The following is a 21,981-nucleotide window of genomic DNA, read 5'->3' on the forward strand; positions in this document are numbered from 1 at the left end:
ACCACATCAAGGCACGCGGGCATATCGGCGATCCTTGAGCACGATTCACGCGCTTCCCGCTGAGGGTTAAGCCCTTAAAGAACGAAACCCGCCAACCGAAAGATGGCTGACGAGTTGGCGTGCTTTAACGCCTCCCCAAAGGGACACACCTAATGACGGCTGCCCCCGCAGGGTCGCAGACTCATAGTGTTTAGTCGAGGGTCGGCGTGGGGTCCTCGCCGACGACAACTTCCACCGTGACCGCATCAGGGCGCAGGGTCTCCTCCAGCTGAGCGGCTACGAGGCCGCCCTCTGCTTTGACGGTTCGCGTAATGCGCAAGACCGGTTGGTTGCGTCCAACGCCCAGGGCTTTCTGCTCCTCCGTGCGCGCGGTGGCGGCCACGAGAGAATCCCGCTTAAATACGGGTGCCAGGTCAAGCTCCGTCAATAGTTCAGTCAGCGGCTTCTGCATTTCCTCTTCCGTGAGGTGCGGTGCCAAGGCCTGCGGGATAAGAAGCGTGGAGACCATGATGGGCGATCCTTCAGTCATCTGCACCGTACGGCACTCCCACACGGCATCACCCTCCTCAATCCCGAAGGCGGAGGCAAGATGGCCCGGAGTTTCAATCAACGCCAACGACAGCACCCGCACCTCAACCTCAAGGCCATGCTCACGCAGCTGGTCGAGGGCGCTGCGCCCGCTCGTCAGGCTCAGCGTCGGCGGGGTGGCACGCACGAAGGTGCCGCCGGTGCGCCCACGCTTGCGGTCGATAAGTCCCTCGATCTGGACGATGTCCAGGGCGTGGCGCACTGTCATGCGCGCCACCTTGTATTCCTGAACCAATTCCCGCTCCGTGGGGAAGCGATCACCCGGCTTCAGTTCGCCGGATTCAATCTTGCTCCGCAGCGAATCCGCGATCACCAAATAGGCGGGGCGGCGGCGTTGAGAGGTGGACACGCCTCATAACTGTACCGTGTGCTGGGTTTTTCGCATCTTGAGAGAAAACGCGCCACCTACTTGCGCTGGTTTAGCTCAATGCGTGGGCGCACGCGGATCTCAGTGAGCTGCGTGGTAGGGCCGGCATCAACGGTGGCGCGGATAGCCTTCGCCACCTCGACTGGGGCGATGACATGCTCCGGGTTGTAGTCCTGCAGGCCCTGCAGCATCGGGGTATCCGTCGGGCCCGGCGCGACGGTGGACACGCGGATGCCGAGCTCGCCGAGGCGCAAGCCGTCGGCAAGCGCGTACAAAGCATGCTTCGTGGCGGCGTAAATGACGTTGTCACCATAGGAGTGAATGCCGGCACCGGAGTTAATGAACACCACAAGCCCTTCCGCCGCACGCAGCGCGGGCAGAAGCTGGCGGGTCAGCTCGGCTGGCACGTGCACGTTGAGGTCCATCTGCGCGCGCCAATCCTCTGGCCTAGCGCTTTCCACAGAGCGCTTATCCGCCCGCGCCGCCGCATGCACGAGCACGTCGACGCGTTCAAGCGAAGCCAGTTCGGTGGGGAGCGCTGCGCCGTCGAGAAGCGACAGCAAGTCGATTTCCACCGGCACGATGTTCTCCGCCTCCGGCAGCTCCCCGGCGCGCCGGCCCAGGGCATACACGCGGTGGTCCCGGGCAAGATCCTTGATGATCTCCGCGCCCATTCCACCCGTCGCACCAGTTACAACGGCAGTTTTCACCATGGTTGTTCCTCCTTCTCGTTAGCGGAAACGCTTCGGTACATCCGGCTCCCCCAGCGTCAGCATCAGGCGGTTGGCCCAGTTGAAGAACGCGGTGGAGTTGATGACATCGATGATGGCTAGGGTATCGAATCCCACGGCCTCGAGGCGCTCAACGTGGGAGGCGTCGAACGCAAAGGGAGACTCGGTCAGGGCCAGAGCGGCATCGCGGATGGCAGACCACTGCGCCGAGCCCAGGTCAGCATCTACGCCTTCCTCGAGCAGGCGGTCAATCGCCGCGGCGTCACCGCCCTCCTCCTTCGCGCGCTGCTGGTGCACCGACGCGCAGTACTCGCAACCGTTGAGGCGCGAGACTACCGTGGCGGCCAGCTCACGCTCGGCGCGGCCGAGGCCGCCGTCGGTGTTGTAGAAGATGTCCAGGTCCGTGAGCGTGCGCGCCTTGAGCGCTGCTGGGTCGCGGGCTAGCAGGCGGAAGTACTCCATGTCGATGCGCTCGGGCTTAATCAGCGCATCACGCTGCGCGTCCGTGAACTCCTCCTTCGGCTGCGGCGGCACCCAGGGCTTCCAGCCCAGCGAGTGCGCCACGAAGCCCTGCGGCTTGGCGACGTCCGGCACCAACGTCCCCTCCCCCGGCACCCACTCCGGGGTCTGGGTGGGGCGCGGCGCCTCAGTCACGGGCGCGGGCTGCGCGGCACCGGCAAGCACGGAGAGGCCGTACACCACGCGCAGCTGGAAGGATAGGAAGCTGACCAGCTGCGCCAGCGTCACGATGTCATCGTTGGACCACCCGGCCGCCTGCAGGTGACCAATCGCAGCCGGGGAGGCGTCCTTGGGGTGGAAGACCAGAAGGTGGGCGAAGTCAAGGGCGGCGGCGAGGCGCGGTGAGCCCTCGAAAAGCGTGAAGCCGCCATCGATGTACGGGCCGCTGGTGATGCCGCGCTCTACAGCGCGGGCTATCTCGGCGGCGAGCTCCTCCGATTCCTCCGCCAGCAGGTCAGAATAAAAGGCGACGGCAGGAGCCGCCTGATACACGCCCGCAACAAACGTCGCGATAGCGTAGCGCTCCGCATAGCTAAACGTGCCGGGCGCTGAAGGCTCGAGGAGCGCGGCGAAGGAGGCTTGTGCGTTCTCCTTTGCTTCGGGCCGGCGCTCGCGCAGCTGAGCCACGTCTCCCTCAACACCCGCCAACAGGTTTATGATGTCTGCCATGAATTAATCCTTTCGTTTTCGCCCAGGCTACAGGCCCAGGTTGAGGTCGCCGGCGCGGTAGCGCGAGCCGGGGATGGCCTCGATGAGCTTCCGGGTAAACGGTGACTGCGGGTTGCTGAAGACCTCTGCCGTAGGCCCGCACTCCACCTGCTGGCCCTTCGAGAGCACCGATACGGTATCGGAGATTTGGTTGACCACCGCGAGGTCGTGCGAGATGAAAATGTAGGTCAGACCGAGCTCCTCCTGCAGCCGGGCCAGCAGCCGCAGAATCTGGGCCTGCACGGTGACGTCGAGGGCGGAGACTGCCTCGTCGAGGATGACCAGCTCCGGCTCTACAATCATGGCGCGGGCAATCGCCACGCGCTGGCGCTGACCGCCGGAGAGCTCGCGCGGACGGCGGTCGTAGTAGTCCGGGTTCAGCGCCACCAGGTCCAAGAACTCCTTGGCCTTTTCCTTGGCCGCGCTTGCACGCTCCCCCTTCAAATTCCGCAGCGGCTCCGCCACCGTCTGGCCAATCGTCTGCTTGGGGTCCAGGGAGCCATAGGGGTTCTGGTAGACCAGCTGGATGTTGTTGCGCTCTTCGCGCAAGGCCTTACCGCGCAGACCCACGATGTCGCGCCCGCCCACGGTGATGCTGCCCGATGTCGGGGTGTTGAACATGGCGATGCTGCGCCCAGTCGTGGTCTTGCCGGAGCCGGACTCGCCCACGATGGCGTGGGTGGATCCCTTGGCCACGGTGAAGGAGATGTCATCGACCGCGGTGAAGTCGCCGAAGCGCTGGGTCAGGCCTTCCACGCGCACCAGTGGTTCGCCGGCATCCCGAGCAGTCGCCGCGACGTGGGGAACAGAAGAAGCGCGTTCAGCGGTTGCGCCAGCCTTCGCAACAGCGCCGGTGGTTGCTGTGCGGGCGTCGGCGACGGTGAGGGAGGGGGCGTCGGCAAGCAGGCGTTTGGTGTAGTCGTGGCGCGGGTTCGTCAGCACCGTGGCGGCCAGGCCCTCCTCGCGCAGCTGGCCGGACTCCATGACCACGACGCGGTCGGCGCGGTCACCGGCCACGGCGAGGTCGTGGGTAATGAAGAGGATGCCCATGCCGAGCTCTGCGCGCATGTCGTCGAGGAGGTCGAGGATGATCTTCTGCACGGTGACATCCAGCGCGGAGGTGGGCTCATCGGCGATGATGAGGTCGGGCTCCAGCGCCACGGCGGCGGCGATGAGCACGCGCTGCTTCATGCCGCCGGACAGCTCGTGCGGGTACTGGTGATAGCGGCGCGCAGGGTCATCGATGCCGACGCGCTCCAGCAACTCCAACGCCTTAGCCTTGCGCTCGGCCGCAGTACCAACCTTGTGGATGCGCAGCCCCTCCTCCACCGAGGCGCCGATGGTCTGCACCGGGTTGAGGGAGTTGTTCGGGTCCTGCGGGATGAGGCCGATGCGCCGCCCACGCAGCTCACGCCACTCGCGGCGACGCAGCGAAGTGATATCGCGGCCATCGAAGGTGATGGTTCCGGCATCGATGGTGGCATTCGAGGGCAGCAAGCCGATGGCTGCCATGGCGGAGGTGGTCTTGCCGGAGCCGGACTCGCCCACGATGGCGGTCATCTGCCCCGGGTGAACCTCGAGGTTGACGCCTTGCACGGCGGAAACGTCACCACCTGCAGTGGAATAGGACACGTTTAGATCCCGCACGCTGAGCAGGGGCTGAGCTGCATCTTTTATAACAGTCATGTTAGGCCTCCACGGGGAAGTTCTGGGACAGACGGTTAGCGGACATCACCACGGCGACCAGCGCGATGCCAGGCAGGATGATGAGCCACCAGGCGGTGGCCATGAAGTCGCGGCCCTCGGCGATAATGAGGCCCCATTCCGGGGTCGGCGGCGGGGCGCCGTAGCCCAGGAAGCCGAGGATGGACAGCTGCAGGATCGCGGTGCCGAATTGCAGGGTGGCCAGGGCGATAACAGGGGTGAGTGAATTGGGAAGGATGTGGCGGAAGAGCACCGTGGCGTGGGTGGCGCCAGCGCCGTACGCGGCCTCGATGTAGTCCGAGCTGGCCACGGTGATCACCTGGGAGCGGGCCAGGCGCGCGAAGGTCGCCACCGAGGTCGCACCGACGGCCACCGCCGCCTGCACGGAGCCGAAACCCAGCACGATAATGATGGAAAGCGACAACAGGATGCCGGGGATGGACAGCAGCACGTCGACGACGCGCATGAGCACGCTATCCACCGCTCCTCGCAGGGAGCCGGCGAGAAGACCGATCAGCGTACCGACGACCAAGCCGACAGCCACGGCGATCAGCGCGCCAAGCAGCGACTGGCGGGCACCGTAGACGATGCGCGCATACAGGTCGCGGCCCACCGCGTCCGTGCCCATGAGGTGGCCGGACTCCCCCGGCGCCAACAGGGCTACGTCGGTGCCCGCGTACGGGTCAGCCGAGGTAAACAGGCTCGGGAACAGGGCGGCCAAGAACGCCACCGCGAGGACGATAATGGCGATGACGGAACCCGGCGCGAGCCATGGGTTGGCCTGCCCCGCGGGAGCGCGGCGCGAGGTTCGCAGGGGTTTGGTGAACGTCACACTCATGAGCGCACCGTCCTTTCTTCAGTGGCGGCAGCGCGGCGTTTCGGGGAACCGGCGCGCAGGCGGGGATCCAGTACCGGGTAGAGCAGATCCACGACGAGGTTGATGATGATGTAGGAAGTTGCGGCGATGAGAACCACCGCCAGCAGCACCGGGGTATCGCGGTTAGCCACCGCTTGGGCCACCATGTAGCCCAAGCCGGTACGGCCGAAGACGGTTTCGGTCACCACGGCACCGCCGACGAGCTCACCAAAGAGCAGGCCCGCCATGGTCAAGGTAGGCAGCAGCGAATTACGCAGGACGGTGCGCCAGAAGATCCAGGACTCCGAGGCACCACGAGAGCGCACCGCCTGGACGAAGGGCCGCGACTGCGTCTCATCAATGGAGCGAATCAGAACCTGGATGAGCGGTGCGGCCATGGGCACGGACAGCGTCAAGGTCGGCAGGATGAGGCCTTCGACAGACCCAGGTTCGATAACGCGCACCCAGCCCAGCTGGAAGGAAAAGAACTGGATGAGCAGGATCGCGATCCAGAAGCCGGGCAGCGAGACCATGAAGGAAGGCAGACCCCGGAAGAAGGAGCCGATGGCGCCGAGACCGGGCAGCGTGGCAAGGAAGGCGACGAATACGGCCACGATGAGTGCCAAGCCGATGGCGCTGATGGCCAGGATGAGGGTGTGGGGAAGGGCGTCGGCAAGCAGCGTAGCCACCGGGGCGCCGGACTGCGTGGAGTTACCAAAGTGCCCGGTGAGGAAGCCGCCCAGGGAGGTGAAGTACTGCACTACAAGCGGCTTGTCGACGCCCATCTCCTCCCGAATAGCCTCAATCTCCGCCTGGGATAGGCCCAGGGCGGGATCGCCGAAGCGGGACTGCACGGCATCCGACGGCAGCGCCGAAAGAAGCAGGAAGGCCACGGTGTAAGTAATGAGCAGCACGAGGAGAGCCTGCCCAATGCGGCTGAAGATCTGGCGGGTTGTCATCTATTTTTCCTCCTCATCCGATGGCGCGGCGTCGATGCTGACCTCGTAGAACCACGGGCGCGCTACCGATTCCGGGCTAAAGCCAGTGATGCCCGGTCGCACGGCGTAGACCACAGGTTCCTCGAAGAGCGGGAGCACGTAGGCCTGCTCGGTGAGGTAGTCCTGGACCTCTTCCGTGGCCTTGATGCGGCCTTCTTTGTCGGGGGTGTCGAGGACGGCGTCGAGAAGCTCCTGCAGGTGCTCGTCGATGGGATTGCCCTCCGCGTCCTGGTTGAGGAAGGCATCGCGGTTGTTGATCCCGTAGAGCGAGGTGATGACGTCGTAGTCGGCGCGGCCCACCATCGAGTGGTAGATCTGCACCTTGTTGATGTCCTTGGCATCGGCGTTCTGGGTGGCCTGGTCGCCGGCGTTGACCTGGATGCCAATGCCCAGGGCGCGCAGCTGGTCCTGGACCATGGTCATGACTTCCTTGGAGCGCGGCTGTGGCAAGGCGGTGTTGGTGCGCAGGACGAGACGCTGGCCGTCCTTGACGCGGATGCCGTCGGGGCCGGGCTCCCAGCCGGCCTCGTCGAGGAGGCGCTTGGATTCCTCGGGGTCGAAGGTATAAGCGGAAGACTGGTCCTTGTAGGCCAGGCCAGTCTCGGCCACCGTCGGGGTGGCGAGCGGGTAAGACTCGGAGAAGAGCACGCGGAGGATCTCCTCGCGGTCCACGCCGTGGATGATGGCCTCGCGCACGCGCTTATCGTGCAGCAACGGGTGATCGAAGCGGAAGGCGAATTGGTTGTTCATGGAGTTCGTGCCGCGGGCAATGATGTTGATGCCCTGTTCCTCAAGCAGCGGCTCCTGCGGAGCGGAGATCTGGCGAGCGATATCGGCCTGGCCGGAAAGGATTGCTCCGGTGCGCACGGATTCCTCGGCAGCGAGGATGTAGTGGACGCCGTCGATCTCCGCACGGCCTTGGTGCTTGACTGCCGGCGGGGCCCAGTCATAGTCCTCGCGGGTCTTAAGCTTAAGGTCGGTGCCGATTTCTTCCGACTCCACTACGAAGGGGCCGGAGCCGATGACGTTGACCGCGTTGCCAGGGCCAAAGCCTTCGTTGTCCAAGGCCAGCGTGGAATCGGAGAGCAGGCCGGCGTTATAGGCGGAGGTGGCCTGAAGGAAACCCGGGGAAGGCTGGGTGAAGTAGAACTTCACGGTGTCCTCGTCCACGACTTCGCCGCGGTCATAGTTGGCGATCTGCTCGGAGCTGGTCAGCGTGCGGGATTTGTCACCGCGCCCGAAGAGATCGAAGTTGGCCACGACGTTCTCGGCAGTCAAAGGAGAGCCATCGGAGTAGGTCACGTCGGTGCGGATAGTAAACGTGTACTCCGTGGCATCCTCGTTAACCTTGGGCATCTCCGTGGCGATCCACGGCGAGAGCTCGAGGGTCTCGGGGTCTTGGTAGAGGAGGCGGTCGGTCAGCTGGTTGACCACGCCACCGTTGGGGTAGAAGCCCGCGGCCGGCGGGTAGAGCGTGCGGAAGAACTGCGGCTCGAGGTAGGTAAGGACGTTGTCCTCCCCTTCCGGCCGGTCCGCAGCAGAGCAGCCCGCTAGGGCAAGGGCTGCTGCCAAGGTGGCGGCGAGTGCGCGTAGAGTTTTCACGGTAATGCTTTCAGAAAGTAGATAGTCGGTGTGCAGTGCGTCTCTGGATTTAACACAACGCATACTGAGCGGTATTATTCCACTAGACAGCACAGTCTAAAAGTTTGAGGTTGATTTATATGCCCGCCATCGCCATCGTCGGGGCCGGCCCGCGTGGTATCTCGCTGGTCGAGCGCCTTGCAGCCCACCTGCGCGCGACCCCCCTTCAGTCACCCCTGCGGCTCCACATCATCGATGATGCCCCGCTGGGCGCTGGTCGCATTTGGGACACCGAACAGACCCGCACGCTGTGCATGAACACATTGGCTGGCGCGGTCACGCTATTCACCGAGCCCGGCTCCACGACCACTGCGCCGGTACTTGAAGGCCCCATCCTCTACGAGTGGATTCAGCTTCTGCGCGGCGAGCGCCCCTCCATCTCCCCCGCCAAGCTGGAGCTTTATGATTCCCACCCGCCGCGCGAGGGGCTCGCCTCCTCTTTTGCCGAAGAGCTCGCGCAGACCCGCCCCGAGTCCAACCCTTCCCGCGCGCTTTACGGCGCCTACCTGGAGTGGGTTTTCGAGGTGGCACTGGCGCAGCTGCCGGAGAGCGTGGACGTCGTCCAGCACCGTGCCCGCGCGCTGTCCATCGACGCGGCCGAGGGCCACGATGTCATTGCGCTTTCCGACGGCACTACCGTCACCGCCGACGCCACCGTCCTGGCCTACGGCTGGCAGGTACCCGCGCTGAGCGAATCCGAACGCGCGCTGGCCGAGGCCGCAGATTCCGGCTTGCACTGGGTGCGCCCGGATAACCCCGTGGAGCAGCCGGTGTCTGAGGTCCCTGCGGGCGAGAAGGTCCTGGTCCGCGGTTTGGGCATGGGCTTCTTTGACGTCATGGCGCTGCTCACCATCGACCGCGGCGGCGAGTTCGTCGAGGACCCCTCCACCCGCTCCGGGCTGCGCTACGAGCCGAACGGCGAGGAGCCGCACTTCATCGTCTCCTCCGGCCGCGGCTACCCTTATATCCCGAAGTCGGAGTACCACGCGCTGCCGCCGAAGGCTGAGCTGACCCGCTTCCGTGCCGCAGCCGCCGCGCTCGATCCGAAGGTGGAGCTGGACTTCGGCACGCAGCTGCTGCCGCACATCCTGCGCGATGCCTACGCCGAGTACTACGAAAACCAGGCGCGGGTGGCACCGGATGCTCTGCAGCGCCCGCTCGAGGATATCCTCGCCACGATCGATTCCACGGAGCTCACTGCCCCGGATCTTCGGGGCATGGCGGATCAGCTGCGCGTCGCGCTCGACGGCGCATCGACTGAGCCGCTCGACCTGGCGCACTGGGCGCACCCGCTGGCGGATTTCGATGGCACTGAGAACGCCGAGCTCACCGAGTACATCGCCGAGGGCCTCGCCCGCGATATCCGGGAGGCCGTCGCCGCCGCCGACTCCCCGCTCAAGTCCGCGCTGTGGGCCATCTCGGCCGCGCGCAAGCCCTCCTCCATCGCCGGCTCGGAAGGCCGGATGACGTGGGAGTCCCGCACCAGCACCTACAAGGAGTTCATGGCCTTCGGGCAGATGGTGGGCTCCGGCCCGCCGCTCTTCCGCACCCGTCAGCTGCTCGCGCTTGTCGACGCCGGCCTCGTCACCTTCCTAGGCCAGCGCCCCCAGCTGGAGATCGGCGAGAAGTTCACGCTGCGCACCGCGCACGGTGAGGCTTCCTCCACCTGGCTTATCGACGCCTGGATGCACTCCCCCGATGTCCGCCGCGCCGGCGATCCACTCGCAGTGTCCCTCAATGGGCGCGTGCGCGCCTTCGTCGATCATGGCCAGGCCACCGGCTCGCCGGAGACGACGTGGAGCCGCCGCGCGGTCAACCCCGGTGGCACCGAGGACCCGCGCCTGCACATCGTGGGCATCCCCACCTATTCGCAGTGGCCGGATACCACCATCTCCCCCATGCCCGGCACGGATCCGCTCATGCTGCAGGAAACCGACCGCACGGCCGGCTCGCTGCTCACTTCCCTCTAATCACGCGGCGGTTTAATCCAGGGCGTCGAGGGCCTGCTCCAAGTCCGCGAGCAGGTCATCGATGGACTCGATGCCCATGGAGATGCGCACGAGGTCTGCCGGCGGGACGAGCTCGGAGCCCTCCGCGGAGATATGCGTCATGTTCTGTGGGTGCTCGATGAGGGACTCCACGCCGCCGAGGGACTCCGCCAGCGAGATGAGCTTAGTGTTGAGACAAATCTGGCGGGCATGCTCCTCGCTGTGGAAGCGCACGGACATCATGCCGCCGAAGCCACGCATCTGCTTCTTAGCCAGCTCATGGCCCGGGTGCGAGGGCAGGCCTGGGTAGAGAACCTGCTTGACCTCCGGACGGGATTCCAAGAACTCAGCCACGGCCTGCGCATTGGAACAGTGGCGATCCATGCGGACTTCCAAGGTCTTGATACCGCGGGCGGTGAGGTAGGCGTCGAAAGGCGAGGACACCGCACCGACATTGCCTTGGAAGTACAGCAGGCGCTCGTCCATCTCCGCGGAGTTGGTCACGACCGCGCCGCCCAGCACATCCGAGTGGCCGCCCAGGTACTTCGTAGTGGAATGCAGCACGTGATCCGCGCCCAGCTCCAAAGGATTTTGCAAGTAGGGCGTGGCGAAGGTGTTGTCGACGACGATCTGGGCGTCGCCAGCCTCCTTGACTGCCTTAGCGACCGCAGCGATATCCGTGATTGTTGTCGCCGGGTTGGTCGGGGTCTCCAGCCAAATCAGCTTGGTGTTCTCCTGCAGCGCCGCCTCTACCGCCGCGGTATCGGCGGTGTTGACGATGGACAGCTCGATGCCCCACTGGCCATAGTCGTGGTGCAGCAAGCGGTACATGCCGCCGTAGGCATCGTTGCCCAGAATCACGTGGTCCCCCGGGCGCACGAGGATGCGGATGAGGGTATCGACTGCCGCCATGCCCGTGGCGAAACAGCGGGCGTATTCAGCGTTCTCTAGCGCCGCGAGGGTCTTCTCGAGGGAGTGAACGGTGGGGTTGGCCACGCGGCCATACTCGTAGCCGCCGCGCAGCTGCGCGAGGCCGTCCTGTTGGAACGTGGTGGAAGCGTAGATCGGTACGTTGATGGATCCCATGTAGGGATCCGGCTGGTAACCGGCATGGATGGAACGGGAGGAAAAGCCAAGGGTGCGGTTGTCAGTCATGAGGCACAAGTCTAGACCAAGCTGTTCAGTTGGGAGAAAGACGAGCTTTTTATATTCAGTTCTCTTCCCTACCATCGGTAAGCGTCAGTCGTGAGCGATAGCAGAAAGGACACACGTGACCAGACCAACCGCATACCTCAGCGCTTCCTCCGAGCCAACCGACGGGGCTGTCGACGCGGTCACCCGCTGGTGGCAAACAGAAAACATGCAGTCCTGGCTCATCGACAAACCCATCGGCATCGCGCTCATCCTCATCGTCGCCATCATCGGCAGCTGGCTGCTGCGCCGACTCATCACCAAGCTGGCTGATAACAGCATCAAGAAGGGCAAGCTCAGCTCGCCGCTCTCCCCGCGCAAAGCGCACAGAACAACCGACAAGGTCCTCGAGCAAACACAGGAGGCTCGGCGCACCTCCCGCATCCAGACGCTCGCCGGGGTGGGCCGCTCCGCGGTCTCCATCTTCGTCTGGGTCTGGGCCGTGCTCGCCATCCTGGACAAGCTCGGCGTCAACGTCGCCCCGCTCGTGGCCTCTGCCGGTGTGGTTGGTGTCGCCCTTGGTTTCGGCGCGCAGGCGTTGGTCAAGGACTTCCTCTCCGGCATCTTCATGCTCATGGAGGACCAGTACGGCATCGGTGACACCATCGACCTCGGAAACGGGGTCTTCGGCGACGTGGAGTCCATTTCCCTACGTATTACCACGGTCCGCGATATCGATGGCGCGCTATGGTACGTCCGCAACGGCGAAATCTTGCAGGTGGCCAACCATTCCGACCGCTACTCCGTGGCCCGCGTCCAGGTCCCGATTGCGCTGAGCAACGATCCCACGCGAGCAGTCGACGTCATCACGTCCGCAGCAGAGGACGCCGCCCGCGATCCCGAAATCAAGGACTACATCCTGGCCACGCCGACGGTCAACGGCATGTCCGGCCTTGAGGTCGACCACATGTCCTACCGTGTGTCGGTCAAGACGCTGCCAGGCAAGCAATGGGATGTGCAGCGCGCGATGCAGGCGAAGATCCTCACAGCCATGCACGAAGAGGGGATCACCACCCCCTACCCGCGCGGGATGGCTATCTTTGATCTGGAAGAACCCGGCCTGACGCGAAAGGAAGACTAGACGTGCAGCCAACGAGCGTGTACGAGGCCATTGGCGGAATGGAGACCTTTGAGAAACTCGTCGGTGGTTTCTACGCCCAGGTGCGCGAAGACGATCTCATCGGGCCGATGTACCCCCAGCAAGACTGGGAAGGCGCACAGCAACGCTTGACCTGGTTCCTCGTGCAGTATTGGGGAGGTCCGCAGCTCTTCTCCGAACAGCGCGGCCACCCGCGCCTGCGCATGCGGCATGCGCCCTACCCCATCGACATAGCTGCCCATGATCGCTGGCTCGAACTCATGGGCAACTCCCTGGCGCAGATCGACGAAGACACCATCCCGCCCGCTTACCGCGCCATGATCTGGGACCACATGGAGCGAGTCGCGGCGATGCTCATCAACCGCGCCCCTTAAAGCCCGAAGGCCTCCTTCACCGGCTGGGAGACCAGTTCTCCCCCGCGGGTCATAAGCCCATCGGCCAATCCCGAGAAGCGCTCCACAGCACCGTCGAAGCCGTCGGCAGCCACTGCGCGAATGTAGGGCAGAGTGGCAGAACCCAGCGCACGGGCAGAGGTGTTCGCCACCGCGCCGGGCATATTGGCCACGCAATAGAAGATGGTGTCGTGCACCTTGAAGGTGGGATCGTCGTGGGACGTCTTGCGGGAGTTTTCGAAGCAACCGCCTTGGTCAATGGCGACGTCGACAAGCACTGCCCCCTTCTTCATCCGCTGGACCACGTCTTCGCGCACCAGCTTCGGGGCCGCCGCGCCCGGAACCAGGACTGCACCGATGACCAGATCTGCCTCCAGCAGCTCGGACTCCAGCGCCGCGGGGTCCGAGACAATCGTGCGCACGTTTCCATGGTACTGCTCGTCGAAGCGCTGCAGCACGTGCGGGTCAAGGTCCAGCACGGTTACCTCCGCGCGCAATCCTTGCGCCATCGCCACCGCCGAAGCTCCCACCTGGCCACCACCGATGACGACAACGCGGGCCGGGCGCGTGCCCGGCACACCGGCTACCAGCAATCCGCGCCCGCCCTCAGTAGACAGCAGGTGGTGCGCGCCCTCAGTAACCGCCAGGCGGCCAGCCACCTGGGACATCGGTGTCAGCAGCGGCAGCGTGCCACGGGAATCGGTCACAGTTTCATAGGCCACGGCCGTCGTACCGGCCTTCATGAGCGCTTCCGTCAGCGGGCGATCCGCAGCCAGGTGCAGGTAAGTAAACAGCAGGAGGTCTTCGCGCAGGTAGCCGTACTCGGATTCGAGAGGCTCCTTGACCTTGACCACCATATCCGCCGCCCAGGCCTCCGCAGCGGAAGGGACAATGGTCGCGCCGACGGCTTCATAGTCGGAGTCCGGGAATGAGGCGCCTTCCCCGGCCGCTGTTTCCACCAGGACCTCGTGACCGTCCTTGATCAAGATGTCCGCGGCACTAGGAGTAAGGGCGACGCGGTTTTCGTTGTTCATGATTTCTTTGGGTACAGCAATACGCATGGTGAGAGCCATCTCCTTTTGTTGAAGAAAACTGAATTCGACCCCTTCAGAGTAACGCAGATCACCTCCTGCGTGCGTCGCTCTTGTTCACCGAGCGGGGTGATTCTTAAAGAATTAGTATGCGGAGCATGAGCACACTAGGCGATGTACGGCGCTCCTTCCTCCCCCTCGGGTGGACTGCGTTTGGCGGGCCGGCTGCCCACCTGGGTTATTTCCGCGCTGAGTTTGTCAGCCGCCGGAAGTGGCTCAGCGATTCCGCCTATGCAGATCTCGTGGCCATGTCCCAGTTTCTCCCCGGCCCGGCTAGCTCGAAGGTCGGGATGGCGCTGGGCTACGGGCGCGCGGGCCTCCTGGGCCTCATCTATTCATGGTTCCTGTTCACCTTCCCCTCCGCGCTCATCCTCGCCTTGTTTGGGCTCCTCGTTGCGCCCAACAGTGGGTGGATCCAGGGCATCTTAGGGGGACTCCTCGCTGCCGCCGCCGGTGTGGTGGTCCACGCCATCGTGGGGATGGCAAAGAAGCTCCTGCTTACCCCCACCGCGTGGGCGCTTGCGCTCATCAGCGCCGCCGTGCTGCTCGTCGCCGGGTCCGCGTGGCAGCTGGCTGTCCTCGCCGTGGCTGGGCTGCTGGGGGCCACCGTGTTGAGAACATGGCTGCCGACGACCTCGGCGCCCGCCGCCGATAGTGGCCTGCGCGCGGTACCCGCCCGCCTGGCGTGGGGCTGTGTAGCAGCGTTCTTCCTCCTGCTAGGCGGGCTGGCGGTGGGGGCACAGCTTAGCGACGCCTACCTCATCACCCGCGCCAACGCCTTCTACCAGTCCGGCGCCCTGGTCTTTGGCGGCGGGCACGTGGTCCTGCCACTGCTGGAGGAACAATTCGTCGGCGCGGGCTGGCTCAGCCAGCAGGAGTTTCTCGCGGGATACTCGGTAGCACAGGGCGTGCCGGGGCCGCTGTTTACCTTCGCGTCTTACCTTGGGGCGGTCGACGGCGGAATCGGCGGAGCGCTCCTAGGGACCGTTCTCATTTTCGTGCCGGGCGCCTTACTCACGCTCGCGGCTTTGCATTTGTGGACGCGCTGGAATCATCTTGGTTGGCTGCGCGGCGCGTTCTCAGCCATCAACGCAGCCGTGGTCGGCCTGCTCATCGCGGCGCTCTGGGATCCCATCATCACCCACGGGGTTAGCGGGTGGGCCTCGGCGCTCATTGCGGTGGGCGCGGGCATAGCCCTCTTCTGCAAGGCCCCGCCGTGGACGGTCGCCGTCGGCGCCGCACTGGCGGGATTCGTGCTGCTCTAGAACAGTGACAGGCGCGTCGAGTGGTAGACGCTGCCATAGGGCGCGTCGAGGCGCACCCAGCGCCCCTTGCCGGACACGCGCAAGTGACGGGGGATCTTGAGTGATGCGGCAAACCCCGGAATGAGGCCGAGGCTGGTGCAGGCGAAGATCATCCGCATGGGAATCTCCACCTGCGCCTCCGAGCTCTCCACGGTGAGCACTGTCTGATTCAACAGGCTTTTTGGCGGGCCCATCGGCCCTGAGAACTGGCGGGCCAGCTGCCGGCCTTTGTCTGCGAGCTCGCGCACGACGTCGACCGGCAAGGAATCGATCTCGCGGAATCCCTGCGCCGGCGGCAACGCGCCTGGCCACGATGGATCGCGCGCCGGCCCCAGCGAAAGCTCCACTCCGTCCTCCGCAAGGACAGGGTCGGGGGCGGTGTGGAGGGCGTCGGCAAGCGCTTGCGCGGACACCACTGCCCCGTCGCGGCCCACGGTGCCTCCGCACCGCCGTGCCACAACGACCTCGAAGGGCGTCGTGACAAAGACCTCGACCTGGTTGGCGTCATGCTGGCGCAGACGCACCGAGGCTGAGGCATCGAGCCCCGTCGCGCGGGCGAGGAGGGCACGCAGCCCTCCCCCACCGCTGCGCACTCGGAGAGTTTCACTCTCCATGATCGCGCTGCTCATCCAGCTCGACGACGGCGTGTTCCAGGATGATGTTGCGCTCCTCCTCAGTAACCTCGCGCGGCATCTGTGTACCCGGGTCGATGGCGACCTGCACGCAGTCGATGACGCAAGCCACCTGGCCCTGGGCGTCCTTAATCTTTTGGCGGGTGGTGAAGGAGGTGGTGCCAAGACGCACCACCGTGGTTTCCACCGTCACCGTGCCGTGGCGTCCATCCCACTTGATGGGGCGGACATAGTCCGCGTCGATATGGCGGACGAATGCCACCATGTTGACACCGCGGGCGTAGAAGTTGTGCATGGCAAAAGCCAAGCGCGCCTCCTGCGCCAGCTCGATGAAATTGGAGTTCATCATGTGGCCGTACATGTCGAAGTCCGACCAGCGCACACCTACGGTGAGCGCATGGACATTGTCCGTGGTCTTTTCCGACACAACCTTTTGAGCGGACATTCCAGGTTCCTTTCGGAGTTCTTCCTCTGAGTGTTAGGGCCAGTTCGCCCTAACGGCTGAGCTTGCGGTGGGTAACGCGAGACGGGCGGGCAGCTTCCTCACCGAGGCGCTCAACCTTGTTCTTCTCGTAGTCACCGAAGTTGCCCTCGAACCAGAACCACTGACCTTCTGCCACGTTGCCCTCCCAGGCCAGGATGTGGGTACAGGTGCGGTCGAGGAACCAGCGGTCGTGAGAAATAACCACGGCACAGCCGGGGAACTTCTCCAGGGCGTTTTCCAGCGAGCCCAGGGTTTCCACGTCCAAGTCGTTCGTCGGCTCATCGAGGAGGATCAGGTTGCCGCCCTCTTTAAGGGTCAGGGCCAGGTTCAAGCGGTTGCGCTCACCGCCGGAGAGAACCTTGGAAGGCTTCTGCTGATCGGCACCCTTGAAACCGAAAGCGGAGAGGTAGGCGCGGGACGGCATTTCGTTCTGGCCGACGTGAATGTAATCCAGCCCGTCGGAGACTACCTCCCACACGGTGGCCTCGGGGTCGATGTTCTCGCGGCCCTGGTCAACATAGGACAGCTTGACGGTCTCGCCGACGTCCACGCTGCCGGAATCCGGCTGCTCCAGACCCACGATGGTCTTGAACAGCGTGGACTTACCCACACCGTTCGGGCCGATCACGCCGACAATGCCGTTACGCGGCAGGGTGAAGGACAAGTCCTTGATGAGCACACGATCATCGAAGCCCTTGGTCAGGTTCTTGACCTCTACCACCTTGTTGCCCAGGCGCGGCGGGGTCGGAATCTGGATCTCCTCAAAGTCCAGCTTCTTGTACTTCTCGGCTTCCGCAGCCATCTCCTCGTAGCGCTGGAGACGGGCCTTGTTCTTGGCCTGGCGGGCCTTCGCACCGGAGCGAACCCATGCGAGCTCGTCCTTGAGGCGCTTCTGCAGCTTCTTGTCCTTGGCACCGGCAATTTCCAGACGCTCAGCCTTCTTCTCCAGGTAGGTGGAGTAGTTGCCCTCGTAGGGGTAGAGCTTGCCGCGGTCAACCTCACAGATCCAGCCCGCGACGTGGTCGAGGAAGTAACGGTCGTGGGTCACGGCCAGGACCGCACCCGGGTAAGACTCGAGGTGCTTCTCCAGCCACTGGACAGACTCGGCGTCCAGGTGGTTCGTGGGCTCGTCGAGCAGCAGCAGGTCGGGCTCACTCAGCAACAGCTTGGCCAGCGCGACGCGGCGGCGCTCACCACCGGAGAGGTTGGTTACCGGGGCATCGGACGGCGGGCAGCGCAGTGCTTCCATAGCCTGCTCGATCTTGGAATCGACCTCCCAGGCATCGGCGGCGTCGAGCTCCTCCTGCAGCTTGCCCATTTCCTCCATGAGCTCGTCGGAGTAATTGGTGGCCATCTCCTCCGCGATCTCCTCGAAGCGCTGCTTCTTCTGGAAGATTTCACCGAGGCCTTCTTCGACGTTTTCGCGGACCGTCTTCTCCTCATTGAGCGGCGGCTCCTGGAGGAGTATGCCGACCGTCTTGCCCGGATCCAGGAAAGCCTCACCGTTGGAAGGCTGATCAAGGCCGGCCATGATCTTCAGGATCGAGGACTTACCTGCACCGTTGGGGCCCACGACGCCAATCTTGGCGCCCGGGTAGAAAGCCATGGTGACGTTGTCCAAAATAACCTTGTCACCGATGGCCTTACGCACGTTTTTCATCGTGTAGATGAATTCGCCCATGTTTCACCCTTTGCTTCTGTCAGGATTGGTAAATAACAGTACAAAGACTACATCACATGGGCGGCGGTGGTCCTCTGTCCTTAGACCATCGCGTCCTCAGGTTCCGGTTCGACGTGTGACTCGGCCGCGGACTGCGCTTGCTGACGGTCCGCCGGGGTGTCCTGCGGAGTATCTCCCGACTGCAGGGCAGCCGGCATTGCTTCATTCTCCGTGGCGCTGGGTGGCGCCGTGTAATCTACGTCCGGCACCGGTGGATTCTCCCCCAGCCAGAGGGCTTCACTGCCCTCCTCACCGTAGGAGGTGCCAATTTTGGTGGAGGTAATGCAGAAGCGGTTGAGGTCGAGCCCCACGTGCGCAATCTTGATATAGGTCCTGGAGCGCTTCGCTCCGTGCTGATCCTCCCATCGATCCGTGACGATGGAGCCCATAACAAAGACCGGCATGCCCTTAAACAGGGACTTCTTGACGTTGATGGCACACTGGCCCCACACCTCGCCGTCGATATAGTTGAGGTCCAGCTCTCGCCACACCGTCTTGCCTTCTTCATCCTTTTCCGGAACGCTGCGGGAGGAGGCAAAGCGCAGGCGGGCTTTGTACATGGTGTCGCTAATCTTGGTCAGGTGCGGGTCATGGGTCAGACGCCCAGTGAGTGAGATTGGGTATTGAGACATTGCGTGATTCCTTTGCCATGTGTGGTTGGTGATCTTCTTGAGTGCGAGGAAGCAATACGCCTCCCTTACCTCGCATCATCGCCACCGATCACCGCACCCGCAATGGCGTCACCGCCAACCTGTGGATAACTTGTTGAAAGACTCAACAAAATATCCATTCACACAGTTCAAAGACCCTTTTCCATCACCCTGGACGCGCCAGCTCTCTAGTGCTGGCGCCCCCTAGTGCTGGCGGAAGCTGGAATCGTCACCTTCATTCATCTGCTTGAGCATGGCGTTATAGCTTGCCAAGTCGGCATCGCCGTCAACGTCCGCCTTAGCATCGTGGCGGCGAGCAGTGGCGCGATCCTCTCGCAGCCAATCCAGGAATAGTGAACCAAACACGATCACCAGCGGGAACTGGCCAAAGCCCCACGAAATGCCACCGCCGGTCCGCTGATCCGTGACAAAGTCCGGGTTCCACGGCAGGTTCAAGGATTCATAGAAATCCAAGCCCAGAATAACCTGCATCTGCATGAGGTAGACACCGGCGAACAGGTGCAGAGGCATCGACACGAACAGGATCAGTAGGCGAACGCCAGTGGGTGCGCGCCACGGCAACGGATCTGGGCCAATGACCTCCCAGTAGTAGATGTAACCGGAAATCAGGAAGACCCAGTTCATGATGACGTGCCCGGCATGTTCCGAAATGGCAACCTCGTAGAAGCTCGGAAAGAGGTAGAGCACGTAGAGAATGGCCAGAAACTGCAGGACGTTGACCGCCGGATGCGTCAGGACGCGCAGCGTGGTGGATTTGGTGAGGGCAACGGCGGCGTCGTGAAGCGTGGGCTTGCCCGGCTCACCCGGTTCAAACGCCTCCATAACCAAGGTCACTGGGGCACCCAACACGAGGCAGAGCGGAATCGCCATGGACAAAATCATGTGCACGAGCATGTGCATGGAGTACAGCGCCGGCATGTACAGGCCAATACCGTTGCTCATGATGATGGTCATGCCCAACGAGCCCACCAGGAACCAGGTCGTACGCCCCGCCGACCACGTCAGCCCACGCTGCTTCAAACGCCAGAGCGCGTACAGGTAGAAGCCGGCTAGCACGAGTCCGAGCGAGCCAAACATGAGGTCGAAGCGGAACATGGTCCACACGTTGGTGGCTGTCGGGGCGTCGAAAAGCTCGTAGCCCACCAGAATCTGCATGGCGTTGAGGTTCGGATCCCGCGGCGGCGGGGGCGGTGTACGGCCCATCGAGATGGCCACGCCGACTGTGGCCGCCATGATGAGAACCTCCACCACAGACACTCGAACAAACAGGCGCGGTGCGCGTTTCAGCTGGGGAATGGTGACTCGGCGATGCACAAAGCCTATGGCCGCGAGCACCACCGTGAGCACCGCTTTGCTCAACACCAGCAAGCCATAGCGAGTGGTGAATAAATCCCCTAACTCAACGCGGATGAGCGCGTTGACCACACCGGTCGCCGCCAACCCCAAGATGGACAGCAGCGCAACCGTAGAATAGCGGCGAACCGCCACGCCCATGTCAGGCCCTAGGCGGCGGCCATGCGCAATGAGGCCCATGAGCCCACCGACCCACAGCATGATGAAGAACAGGTGCAAAAGCAGTGAGTTCGTGCCGTAGTCATGGTCGCCGCCGGAGGCCGAGTGCCCCTCCATCCCGAGGGGCACCGTGAGCAACAGGGACAGGAAGAACGTAGCGACCTGTCCCGCCCACGTGCGCGCAACAAACCCCGCTACGGCGACGAGCGCTGCGATCCCCGCGGTAAGGAGCCAGACCTGCGACGCCGCAATCTGGCCCACCGCCATGCCCATCAGCTCCGGGTTAAGAACCTGGCGCAACGGAGTACCAGTGAGATCCGACATGACGAGGGGAACCTCGAGCAAGGACACCACCGCGGCCCCCACAGCGGCCCAGGCACCGGTCCGCGCAGCGATGTGCCCGTCGACGGTGAGGCGCGCCTTGATCAAACGCTCGTTGTCCTTATCTGGCACGGCCGGGTAAATCAAGAATGCGCTGGACATGAATGAGCCGATGGACAGGGCCATCAGCATCCAGGCGACGGCACGGAAGAAGGGCAAACCAAAGGTCGTGACGCGCCCCGGGTCCGGGATACCGAGGGCAGCGAGCGAATCTGCAAGGAAGAACAGGGAAATGATCCCGCCCACGAGACCAGCGAAGACGACGAAAGAAAGATTCAACAAACGGGAGGGCCGCGCTCCCGACGCCGAGTGCGCCAGCCCCGGCGAGTACTGTGAGCTGGTGTTTTCCTTCTCAGTGTGCATGGTGGGCAGTCTACCGCCACACATGTTCTCTTACCTAAAAGGTAGACAACTCTTAGCTTTCGGGTAGTCTTCACTTATGGACTCACGCCAGCTTCATCACTTTCGAACCGTCGTGGACCACGGTTCGTTTACGCAGGCCGCGGAATCGCTGCAGCTCACGCAACCTTCCCTGAGCCTTACCGTGCGCAAACTCGAAAAAGATCTCAACGTGAAGCTGCTCTCCCGCGGGCGCGGCGGAGTCCAAACAACGGAGGCTGGGGATTACCTCTATGGTGTCGCGACCTCGATCGATTCCCTCCTCAACACCGCTGCCGTGCGCCTAGCCGAGATTGCGTCGGGCAGTGCCGGGTCAGTCACACTGTGCTCCGCGCCCGAGTTCAATTGGCTGTATATGCCGGCGGTTCTGCGCCGCATGCGGCAACGGGCGCCAGAGGTAAGCGTTTCCTTAAAGGACTTAGAACCTACCGCCACGCTCAAGCAGGTCCTGGATGGCTCCGTGGAGATCGGTATCATCCTCACCACCAACCCACAGCGGTTCCGCCAAGACTACGGCACACAGCTCACCATTGACTGCGCCGCCGAGATGGACCTGCGCGTCGCACTCCCCCAACGCCTGGCGGACCTACCCGACCCCGTCCAGCTCTCCGATCTTGCCGCCGAAACGTGGCTCCTGCCGCCGCGCTGTCCGGAGCTCAGCAGCCTGCCCGAAGTGTTGGACCAGGTATGGGCCGCGGCCCCGCTCAGCAAACCTATGGGCGTCCAGGAAATTTCCACGCTGCAAACAGGCTTGCCGCTCGTTGCCGGCGACTATGGCATCAGCCTCATGCCGCACACCGCGCAGGCTTTGGGCCAAAGCGGCGTTCATTTCCGCCGCGTTGCGGAAACGCTGCCTACTATGCAGGCGCTTCTCATCCACCGTACGGACCGTGCATTGAGCCCGGCAGCGCGCACGTTGGTCTCCACCCTCCTCAGCACCAGCACCGAATCAACGCCAGCAGTAGCCCGATAGTCTGACTTCGCTCTCCGGTGCGTTATGATGGC

General features: G+C 63.7%; 19 protein-coding genes. 5 read left to right on the forward strand and 14 right to left on the reverse strand.

Annotated elements, in window-relative coordinates:
• Positions 1–190: 190 nt before the first annotated feature.
• The 7 genes from HMPREF2526_RS06615 to HMPREF2526_RS06645 are packed head-to-tail and all read right to left on the reverse strand — an operon-like array spanning position 191 to position 8,136.
• Complete coding sequence (locus HMPREF2526_RS06615; RefSeq protein WP_070546577.1) at positions 191–937, reverse strand: GntR family transcriptional regulator; 747 nt, start codon at positions 935–937, stop codon at positions 191–193.
• A gap of 56 nt (positions 938–993) precedes the next feature.
• The gene (locus HMPREF2526_RS06620; protein WP_070511984.1) at positions 994–1,668 is read right to left on the reverse strand and encodes an SDR family oxidoreductase; all 675 of its coding nucleotides are present in this window, start codon (positions 1,666–1,668) and stop codon (positions 994–996) included.
• A gap of 18 nt (positions 1,669–1,686) precedes the next feature.
• Positions 1,687–2,874, reverse strand: a complete 1,188-nt coding sequence (locus HMPREF2526_RS06625) for an alkylhydroperoxidase domain protein (protein WP_070511980.1) — start codon at positions 2,872–2,874, stop codon at positions 1,687–1,689.
• 27 nt (positions 2,875–2,901) lie between these two features.
• The gene (locus HMPREF2526_RS06630; RefSeq protein WP_070546580.1) at positions 2,902–4,599 is read right to left on the reverse strand and encodes a dipeptide ABC transporter ATP-binding protein; all 1,698 of its coding nucleotides are present in this window, start codon (positions 4,597–4,599) and stop codon (positions 2,902–2,904) included.
• A 1-nt stretch (position 4,600) separates the two neighbouring features.
• Positions 4,601–5,455, reverse strand: a complete 855-nt coding sequence (locus HMPREF2526_RS06635; RefSeq protein ID WP_046647321.1) for an ABC transporter permease — start codon at positions 5,453–5,455, stop codon at positions 4,601–4,603.
• The gene (locus HMPREF2526_RS06640) at positions 5,452–6,432 is read right to left on the reverse strand and encodes an ABC transporter permease (protein WP_070511974.1); all 981 of its coding nucleotides are present in this window, start codon (positions 6,430–6,432) and stop codon (positions 5,452–5,454) included. The genes HMPREF2526_RS06635 and HMPREF2526_RS06640 overlap by 4 nt, the downstream gene beginning before the upstream one ends.
• Complete coding sequence (locus tag HMPREF2526_RS06645; protein ID WP_148139549.1) at positions 6,433–8,136, reverse strand: TIGR04028 family ABC transporter substrate-binding protein; 1,704 nt, start codon at positions 8,134–8,136, stop codon at positions 6,433–6,435.
• 56 nt (positions 8,137–8,192) lie between these two features.
• Here HMPREF2526_RS06645 and HMPREF2526_RS06650 point away from each other — a divergent pair, with 56 nt between their 5' ends.
• A complete protein-coding gene (locus HMPREF2526_RS06650) occupies positions 8,193–10,082 on the forward strand; it encodes an FAD/NAD(P)-binding protein (protein WP_070546585.1) in 1,890 nt (629 codons plus the stop codon).
• Between the two features lie 12 nt (positions 10,083–10,094).
• Here the strand turns inward: HMPREF2526_RS06650 and HMPREF2526_RS06655 are convergent, their stop codons facing one another.
• Positions 10,095–11,255, reverse strand: coding sequence for a cystathionine gamma-synthase (locus HMPREF2526_RS06655; protein WP_070546588.1), 1,161 nt, complete (start codon positions 11,253–11,255; stop codon positions 10,095–10,097).
• A 115-nt stretch (positions 11,256–11,370) separates the two neighbouring features.
• Here HMPREF2526_RS06655 and HMPREF2526_RS06660 point away from each other — a divergent pair, with 115 nt between their 5' ends.
• A complete protein-coding gene (locus HMPREF2526_RS06660; RefSeq protein WP_049155834.1) occupies positions 11,371–12,372 on the forward strand; it encodes a mechanosensitive ion channel family protein in 1,002 nt (333 codons plus the stop codon).
• A 2-nt stretch (positions 12,373–12,374) separates the two neighbouring features.
• Positions 12,375–12,764: a globin gene (locus tag HMPREF2526_RS06665; RefSeq protein ID WP_049155831.1), complete on the forward strand. Its 390-nt coding sequence runs from the start codon at positions 12,375–12,377 to the stop codon at positions 12,762–12,764.
• Here HMPREF2526_RS06665 and ald read toward each other — a convergent pair.
• On the reverse strand, positions 12,761–13,843 hold the full coding sequence (gene ald, locus HMPREF2526_RS06670) for an alanine dehydrogenase (protein WP_049155868.1): 1,083 nt from the start codon (positions 13,841–13,843) through the stop codon (positions 12,761–12,763). The two genes, HMPREF2526_RS06665 and ald, sit on opposite strands and share 4 nt — an antisense overlap.
• Before the next feature lie 128 nt (positions 13,844–13,971).
• Here ald and chrA point away from each other — a divergent pair, with 128 nt between their 5' ends.
• Positions 13,972–15,138, forward strand: coding sequence for a chromate efflux transporter (chrA, locus tag HMPREF2526_RS06675; RefSeq protein ID WP_070512017.1), 1,167 nt, complete (start codon positions 13,972–13,974; stop codon positions 15,136–15,138).
• On the opposite strand, the gene HMPREF2526_RS06680 is transcribed toward chrA, so the two are convergent.
• The 5 genes from HMPREF2526_RS06680 to HMPREF2526_RS06700 form a co-directional block, all read right to left on the reverse strand.
• The gene (locus tag HMPREF2526_RS06680; RefSeq protein WP_049155827.1) at positions 15,135–15,791 is read right to left on the reverse strand and encodes a DUF8185 domain-containing protein; all 657 of its coding nucleotides are present in this window, start codon (positions 15,789–15,791) and stop codon (positions 15,135–15,137) included. The genes chrA and HMPREF2526_RS06680 overlap by 4 nt on opposite strands.
• On the reverse strand, positions 15,781–16,254 hold the full coding sequence (locus HMPREF2526_RS06685) for an acyl-CoA thioesterase (RefSeq protein WP_046647327.1): 474 nt from the start codon (positions 16,252–16,254) through the stop codon (positions 15,781–15,783). The genes HMPREF2526_RS06680 and HMPREF2526_RS06685 overlap by 11 nt, the downstream gene beginning before the upstream one ends.
• Before the next feature lie 49 nt (positions 16,255–16,303).
• Positions 16,304–17,974 (reverse strand): energy-dependent translational throttle protein EttA, encoded by a 1,671-nt coding sequence (ettA, locus tag HMPREF2526_RS06690; RefSeq protein ID WP_070516054.1) that lies wholly within the window; start codon positions 17,972–17,974, stop codon positions 16,304–16,306.
• Positions 17,975–18,054: 80 nt separating this feature from the next.
• Positions 18,055–18,645 (reverse strand): single-stranded DNA-binding protein, encoded by a 591-nt coding sequence (locus HMPREF2526_RS06695; RefSeq protein WP_070546590.1) that lies wholly within the window; start codon positions 18,643–18,645, stop codon positions 18,055–18,057.
• A 222-nt stretch (positions 18,646–18,867) separates the two neighbouring features.
• Entirely contained in the window at positions 18,868–20,940 is a 2,073-nt protein-coding gene (locus HMPREF2526_RS06700; protein ID WP_070546593.1) for a bifunctional copper resistance protein CopD/cytochrome c oxidase assembly protein, read from the reverse strand.
• Between the two features lie 76 nt (positions 20,941–21,016).
• Here HMPREF2526_RS06700 and HMPREF2526_RS06705 point away from each other — a divergent pair, with 76 nt between their 5' ends.
• Positions 21,017–21,949, forward strand: a complete 933-nt coding sequence (locus HMPREF2526_RS06705) for a LysR family transcriptional regulator (protein WP_070546595.1) — start codon at positions 21,017–21,019, stop codon at positions 21,947–21,949.
• The last annotated feature ends 32 nt before the right edge of the window (positions 21,950–21,981 follow it).

Source organism: Corynebacterium sp. HMSC070E08, assembly GCF_001808895.1.
Taxonomy (GTDB): Bacteria; Actinomycetota; Actinomycetes; order Mycobacteriales; family Mycobacteriaceae; genus Corynebacterium; species Corynebacterium hiratae.

Bases quoted from the DNA above. Each gene is read 5' to 3' on its own strand.
- HMPREF2526_RS06645 (WP_148139549.1), bottom strand. From the start codon at position 8,136: ATGCGTTGTGTTAAATCCAGAGACGCACTGCACACCGACTATCTACTT.
- HMPREF2526_RS06695 (WP_070546590.1), bottom strand. From the start codon at position 18,645: ATGTCTCAATACCCAATCTCACTCACTGGGCGTCTGACCCATGACCCG.
- chrA (WP_070512017.1), top strand. From the start codon at position 13,972: ATGAGCACACTAGGCGATGTACGGCGCTCCTTCCTCCCCCTCGGGTGG.
- HMPREF2526_RS06685 (WP_046647327.1), bottom strand. From the start codon at position 16,254: ATGTCCGCTCAAAAGGTTGTGTCGGAAAAGACCACGGACAATGTCCAT.
- HMPREF2526_RS06625 (WP_070511980.1), bottom strand. From the start codon at position 2,874: ATGGCAGACATCATAAACCTGTTGGCGGGTGTTGAGGGAGACGTGGCT.
- HMPREF2526_RS06650 (WP_070546585.1), top strand. From the start codon at position 8,193: ATGCCCGCCATCGCCATCGTCGGGGCCGGCCCGCGTGGTATCTCGCTG.
- ettA (WP_070516054.1), bottom strand. From the start codon at position 17,974: ATGGGCGAATTCATCTACACGATGAAAAACGTGCGTAAGGCCATCGGT.
- HMPREF2526_RS06635 (WP_046647321.1), bottom strand. From the start codon at position 5,455: ATGAGTGTGACGTTCACCAAACCCCTGCGAACCTCGCGCCGCGCTCCC.
- HMPREF2526_RS06640 (WP_070511974.1), bottom strand. From the start codon at position 6,432: ATGACAACCCGCCAGATCTTCAGCCGCATTGGGCAGGCTCTCCTCGTG.
- ald (WP_049155868.1), bottom strand. From the start codon at position 13,843: ATGCGTATTGCTGTACCCAAAGAAATCATGAACAACGAAAACCGCGTC.
- HMPREF2526_RS06630 (WP_070546580.1), bottom strand. From the start codon at position 4,599: ATGACTGTTATAAAAGATGCAGCTCAGCCCCTGCTCAGCGTGCGGGAT.
- HMPREF2526_RS06620 (WP_070511984.1), bottom strand. From the start codon at position 1,668: ATGGTGAAAACTGCCGTTGTAACTGGTGCGACGGGTGGAATGGGCGCG.
- HMPREF2526_RS06705 (WP_070546595.1), top strand. From the start codon at position 21,017: ATGGACTCACGCCAGCTTCATCACTTTCGAACCGTCGTGGACCACGGT.
- HMPREF2526_RS06680 (WP_049155827.1), bottom strand. From the start codon at position 15,791: ATGGAGAGTGAAACTCTCCGAGTGCGCAGCGGTGGGGGAGGGCTGCGT.
- HMPREF2526_RS06700 (WP_070546593.1), bottom strand. From the start codon at position 20,940: ATGCACACTGAGAAGGAAAACACCAGCTCACAGTACTCGCCGGGGCTG.
- HMPREF2526_RS06655 (WP_070546588.1), bottom strand. From the start codon at position 11,255: ATGACTGACAACCGCACCCTTGGCTTTTCCTCCCGTTCCATCCATGCC.